Genomic DNA, 6470 nt, shown 5'->3' on the forward strand with positions numbered 1-6470 from the left:
CAATTCTAATGCCTACAACAATCGAGGTAATGCTTATCAGGGTCTGAAAGACTATAAACGAGCAATTGATGATTACAACCAAGCCCTACAAATTAATCCCAAAAATTCTAATGCCTACAACAATCGGGGTGATGCTTATCACGATCTGAAAGACTATAAACGAGCAATTGATGATTACAACCAAGCCCTACAAATTAATCCTAACAATGCTGGTGGTTACTACAATCGGGGTGATGCTTATCACGATCTGAAAGACTATAAACGAGCAATTGATGATTACAACCAAGCCTTGCGGATTAATCCCAACAATTCTAATGCCTACAACAATCGAGGTAATGCTTATCAGGGTCTGAAAGACTATAAACGAGCAATTGATGATTACACCCAAGCCTTACGAATTAATCCTAACAATTCTAATGCTTACAACAATCGAGGGAATGCCCGCGCTAGTTTGGGAGACAAGAAAGGAGCAATCGATGATTACACCCAAGCCTTACGAATTAATCCCAATAATACTAACACTAGAAAAAGACTCGATATTCTCAAAGCTAAAGATGCTACCCTGCTTTTCTCTGCTATTTTATGTCTAATCTGGCTACTCTCAATTAGTTTACATGAATTTGGACATGCGATCGTTGCCTACTGGGGTGGGGATAAGTCTGTGAAGACAAAGGGGTATTTGACTCTCAATCCTCTCAAATATACTGACCCCCTCATCAGTATCATTTTACCCGGTTTATTCTTCCTTTTGGGTGCTTTTCCCTTACCAGGAGCCGCAGTCTATATTGAGCACCGTCAATTACGAAATCGCGGGTGGCAGAGTGCTGTTGCAGCAGCAGGACCATTTGCTAGTTTACTCGTCACCCTACTGCTGACCATTTTTTTTCAGGTAAGTTTAGCTTGGAATTTGCCGTACTGGTTCTCAGCAGCCTTAGCTTTCTTTATTTGTTTGCATCTGTTTTTTATTCTGTTCAACTTAATGCCTGTTCCGCCTCTAGATGGCTTCGGTATTATTGAACCTTGGCTTCCTAAGCAGTTCCGAACTCAATTAAGAAAGTTTACCTTATTATGGCTTATTTTCGTTAGTACATTACCTTGGTTTGTCCCATCTTATACGTTATTCTTAAACACTTCAGTCTTTGTATTCTCCGATCAACTTAATGTTTTACTGCGATATTCGGTGGATGGATTCGCGCTTTTCAACCGATGGGATTGTGCTTTGTTTCTAGGTGCTATTGGCGTTTTCGTTTTGATTCGTCAGCCACAGAGTGTATGGCATTTTCTCGGTAATGTCTTAGTCCGCTTTAAAATGTATAAGTTGGCACTCGTTGCTTATAATAAGGTAATTAATAAACCTAATGTTCAAGTTTGGAAACGTCGCGGTTGGGTGCTGTTGCAATTGAAACGCTACGAAGAAGCACTTATCAATTATAACCGGGCAATTGAATTGATGCCTAATGATGGCTGGAATTGGAATCTTGGCGGTTTGATGTTGGAGGAATTAGGACGCAATGAAGAAGCACTCATTAATTACAATCGGGCAATTGAATTGATGCCTAACGATGCTTGGACTTGGAACCGTCGCGGTTGGGTACTGGAGAAATTAGAAGGCTATGAAGAAGCGCTCATCAATTACAACCGGGCAATTGAATTGATGCCTAATGATGCTTGGACTTGGAACCGTCGTGGTTGGGTGCTGTTGCAATTGCAACGCTATGAAGAAGCACTTATCAATTACAACCGGGCAATTGAATTGATGCCTAATGATGCCTGGTCTTGGAACTATCGTGGTTGGGTGCTGGAGAAATTGAACCGTTATGAAGAAGCGCTTATCAATTCCAACCGAGCAATTGAATTGATACCTGATAATGTCTGGACTTGGAATCGTCGCGGTTGGGTGTTGGAGCAATTAAAACGCTATGAAGAAGCACTCATCAATTACAACCAGGCCATTGAATTGATGCCTGATAATATCTGGACTTGGAATGAACGCGGCTTGGTGTTGGAGAAATTGAAACGCTATGATGATGCTCTTAATACCTATGATAAAACCATCGAATTACAGAGAGATAATAGTTTTGCTTGGTATAGAAGAGCCTGCATTTATGCCTTGCAAAATAATGTTGAACAGGCAATAAAGAATTTACAATATGCAATAGAATTGAAGCCTAATCAATGGCGAGAATTAGCAAAAACTGACTCAAACTTTGAGCAGATCCGCGAGCATGAACGTTTTCAACAGCTAACTGATAACTCTAATTAAGTTTATCGGGCGTTTCCTGAGACTGGCTGGTTCAAGTTACTATATTTCAAGCTACTATAAAAAGTGTCGGCTAGCAATCCAACAGCACATAACAATGACACGGATTCCATTAACAGAAGCCCAACTTCGTTTACCCGAACTGATTGCAAGTCTGCAACCCGGTGAAGAAGTGCAGATTTTTTCCGGCAATCGCACCGTCGCTAGACTAATTGCTGAACTCCAATCACCCCGCAAACCTCGCCAGCCTGGTAGTGCAATCGGAACTCTAATCATCCTATCCGAAGATGAAACCCACTTGGAAGACTTTCACGATTATATGCCATGAAGTTTCTGCTAGATACTCAGGCATTCCTCTGGTTTGTACTCAACGATCGTACCCTCAGTTAAGTTGCCCGTAATTTGATTGTCGATCCCCTCAATGACATCTTGCTCAGTCCCGCTTCTTATTGGGAAATTGCTATCAAAATTAGTCTTGGTAAGTATCAGATTCCTGGAAATTTTGAAACATGGATGGAGCATCAACTTCAAGTTAATGAATTGGAAATATTACCGATTAAAGTTGCTCATGTAGCCAGAATCGTAACTCTGCCATTTCATCACAAAGATCCCTTCGATCGGCTTTTGGTTGCTCAATCACTTACAGAACAGATCCCGATTATTAGTGTAGATGCCATGTTAGATAACTATACAGTCACCCGTTATTGGTAAGTACAATAATTTCAAGTCAGTCGCAGTGCGATACGGCTCCAGCCGTTAAGCATAAAGGCTTATCGCATTAAGGTGTGGGAAAAAGCGTTTAGGTGAGCCAGAGTATACTACACCTTATGATATTAATCTTATTGGCGAGTATAATGTTGCAGGTGAAATGTGGAGCGTTTTGCCACTATTTGAGAAATTAGGTATCAGAGTCTTATCAAAAATTACAGGTGATGCTCGTTATCAAGAAATTTGTTACGCTCACCGGGCGAAGCTCAATGTGATGATTTGCTCCAAAGCGCTGCTTAATATGGCAACTAAAATGGAAGAGCGCTATGGTATACCCTACACGGAAGAGTCTTTTTATGGTATAGAAGATATGAACCGCTGCTTGCGGAATATTGCTGCAAAGTTGGGCGACTCGGATTTACAAGAGCGTACTGAAAAGCTGATTGCAGAAGAAACAGCTGCTCTCGATATAGCACTCGCTCCTTATCGTGAGAAATTGAAAGGAAAGCGTATTGTTCTCTACACCGGAGGAGTGAAGAGTTGGTCTATCATTTCTGCAGCTAAAGACTTGGGAATGGAAGTTGTCGCTACCAGTACCAGGAAAAGCACGGAAGAAGATAAAGCCCGCATCAAAAAGTTGCTGGGTAAAGATGGCATCATGTTGGAACAAGAAAGCCCCAAAGAACTCTTGCGAATTATTAAAGAAACTAAAGCTGATATGTTGATTGCAGGGGGACGAAATCAGTACACCGCCTTAAAAGCTCGAATTCCTTTCCTACATATCAACCAAGAACGCCATCACCCCTACGCTGGCTATACAGGAATGGTAGAAATGGCAAGAGAATTGTATGAAGCTGTTTATAGCCCCGTGTGGGAACAAGTCCGCAAGCCCGCACCTTGGGAGAAAGAGAGCAGGGGAGCTCTTGAGCAGGGGAGCAGGGGAGAAAATACTTCCTCTACTCTCTCTCTCCCTGTGTCTTCTTTAAAGGAGGTTATTTAAATGGCGATCGTTACTGTTACCAATTCATCAGTTGCAGTGAATCCCTTAAAACTCAGCCAACCTTTGGGTGCTGCTTTAGCTTTGTTGGGTTTGAAAGGGATGATACCACTCTTCCACGGTTCCCAAGGCTGTACTGCTTTTGCTAAGTCTTTATTGGTGAAGCATTTCTCTGAAACAATTCCTCTGTCTACCACAGCAATGTCGGAAGTTAGCACCATTTTGGGCGGAGAGGAGAATGTTGAGCAAGCTATTCTGACTCTTGCAGAAAGATCGAAGCCAGATGTTATTGGTTTGTGTACCACTGCACTGACGGAAACTAGAGGGGATGATATGCCCCACATTCTTAAGGGTATTCGCAAACGTCACCCAGAATTAGATAACTTACCAGTTGTCTTGGTTTCTTCTCCAGATTTTAAAGGCTCTTTGCAAGATGGATATGCGGCTGCTGTAGAAAGCATAGTCCGAGAACTTGCTCAAAAAAGTGACGAGCAAAATCCTCATCCGATGCAAGTTGCGATTTTGCCAAGTTCTGCTTTTACTCCTGGGGATGTTGAGGAGATAAAAGAGATTGTCAGTGCTTTTGGATTAACACCTATTGTTGTACCCGATCTGGCTGCATCTTTGGATGGTCATTTGGAAGATTCCTATAGTCCAATCACAGCTAACGGTACGAGTTTGGCAGAATTGAGAAAAATTGGTAATTCTGCATTCACTTTAGCTTTAGGTGATAGTATGCGGGGTGCAGCAAAAATTCTGCACGATCGCTTTAACATTCCCTATGAAGTTTTTAGCGAACTGACTGGATTAGAACCAGTTGATAACTTTTTACAAGCATTAGCAGATTTGAGTGGGACTGCAGTACCAGAAAAATACCGCCGTCAACGCCGTCAGTTGCAAGATGCTATGCTAGACACTCACTTTTTCTTCGGTTGCAAGCGAGTGTCTCTAGCACTAGAACCAGACTTACTTGGTTCAACAGTTTACTTTTTAAAATCAATGGGTGCTGAAATTCATGCAGCAGTGACAACAACTCGTTCTCCCGTGTTGGAAAAACTGCCAATCAATAGCGTAACTGTTGGCGATCTAGAAGATTTTGAGCAATTGGCTGTTGGCTCCGATCTGCTAATTGGAAGTTCTCATACTGTTGCGATCGCAAAACGTTTGGGAATTCCTGTTTACCGTCAAGGTATTCCCATTTTTGACCGTTTAGGTAACGGTTTGTATACCAAAGTAGGCTACCGAGGCACTATAGAGATCCTATTTGATATTGCCAATATCTTTATGGAAGAAGAAGAAACTAAAGCACATCAGTTGAGGGAGTTGGTAGAGGCGCAATGCCTTGCGCCCGTACAGTAGTTAGTGGCGTAAAACAGACGTCTCAACTGTCATTGTGAGTGGTTAAAAGTTATGAGTTATGAATTATGAGCTGTAGTAAACGTCGATTTACTGCTTATAACTCATAACTCATCACCAACAATTTGATGAGAGGAGAACAAGGATGAAAGTTGCTTTCACAACCAGTGACCGAATACATATTAATGCTCATTTTGGATGGTCAAAAGAGATTGATATGTATGAAGTATCAAAAGATGGATATGAGTTTTTAGAAACTCTCAAGTTTGATAATAATCTCAAACAAGATGGGAATGATGATAAACTCAGCCCAAAACTTGATGCATTAGTTGATTGTAAAATTGTTTATGTGATGGCGATTGGCGATACTGCTGCTGCTAAGTTAATCAAAAAAGGTATTACCCCAGTCTTAGCAAATTCTGAAGAAGATGCGATCGCTGATGTTTTGGACAAGTTAGTACAAACTTTAAACGGAAGCCCACCACCTTGGTTGCGTAAAGCACTACAGGAAAACTCCCAAAGTTTTGAGGATGAATTAGAAGAGGAAGCTGCTGTATGAGTGTAACAAATAGTGTCAATGGAACTGCTGCAGCCGATATTTTAAACTCGCCTTTTCTCAAGGCAATAGTGCAGCAAATTCGAGGTCAAGACAGTTATGGAACTTTTCGTAATTGGTCAGATGACTTACTGCTCAAACCTTTTGTTATTAGCAAACAAAAGAAACGGGAAATACCTGTTGAAGGTGATGTTGAACCAATGACTGTATCGCGGATTCTGATATTTTACCGTGCTATAGCTGCTCGTATCGAACAAGAAACAGGCTTATTATCTCAAGTTGTTGTTGATTTAAGCCATGAAGGTTTTGGTTGGTGTTTAGTCTTTTCTGGTCGTCTTTTATTAGTTGTTAAAACGTTACGGGATGCCCACAGATTTGGTTTTGATTCATTAGAAAAATTATCAGAAGAGGGAGAAAAGTTAGTTCAAAAAGGAGTTGAACTAGCTAAAACTTACCCAGAAGTTAGCAAGGTTTAGGGATTTTGGATTTTGACAACGGATAACATCATAAGACTGATGGATGAGATATCTTGGAAGGAGATAGCGAACTATCCGTTATATCTGTTACAAAAAATGTAACCGCACCCTCAACGC

General features: G+C 41.2%; 6 protein-coding genes and 1 pseudogene. All 7 read left to right on the forward strand.

Annotated elements, in window-relative coordinates; translation table 11 throughout:
• Positions 1-2263 (forward strand): tetratricopeptide repeat protein (locus ACKTT2_RS00930; protein ID WP_407883038.1); only part of this gene is annotated, 2263 nt, incomplete at its 5' end.
• 94 nt (positions 2264-2357) lie between these two features.
• Complete coding sequence (locus ACKTT2_RS00935) at positions 2358-2588, forward strand: type II toxin-antitoxin system Phd/YefM family antitoxin (RefSeq protein WP_407883040.1); 231 nt, start codon at positions 2358-2360, stop codon at positions 2586-2588.
• A gap of 74 nt (positions 2589-2662) precedes the next feature.
• Complete coding sequence (locus tag ACKTT2_RS00940; RefSeq protein WP_407883042.1) at positions 2663-2971, forward strand: type II toxin-antitoxin system VapC family toxin; 309 nt, start codon at positions 2663-2665, stop codon at positions 2969-2971.
• A 94-nt stretch (positions 2972-3065) separates the two neighbouring features.
• A pseudogene (locus ACKTT2_RS00945) lies at positions 3066-3968 on the forward strand (nitrogenase component 1); the annotation flags it as partial.
• Positions 3969-5324 (forward strand): nitrogenase iron-molybdenum cofactor biosynthesis protein NifN, encoded by a 1356-nt coding sequence (gene nifN, locus ACKTT2_RS00950; protein ID WP_407883044.1) that lies wholly within the window; start codon positions 3969-3971, stop codon positions 5322-5324.
• Positions 5325-5466: 142 nt separating this feature from the next.
• The gene (nifX, locus tag ACKTT2_RS00955) at positions 5467-5880 is read left to right on the forward strand and encodes a nitrogen fixation protein NifX (RefSeq protein WP_407883046.1); all 414 of its coding nucleotides are present in this window, start codon (positions 5467-5469) and stop codon (positions 5878-5880) included.
• Positions 5877-6353: a NifX-associated nitrogen fixation protein gene (locus ACKTT2_RS00960; protein WP_407883049.1), complete on the forward strand. Its 477-nt coding sequence runs from the start codon at positions 5877-5879 to the stop codon at positions 6351-6353. Before nifX ends, ACKTT2_RS00960 begins: the two co-directional genes overlap by 4 nt.
• Positions 6354-6470: the final 117 nt, after the last annotated feature.

Source organism: Scytonema hankhaensis NUACC26, assembly GCF_045865695.1.
In the GTDB taxonomy this organism is placed as follows: Bacteria; Cyanobacteriota; Cyanobacteriia; order Cyanobacteriales; family Nostocaceae; genus Scytonema.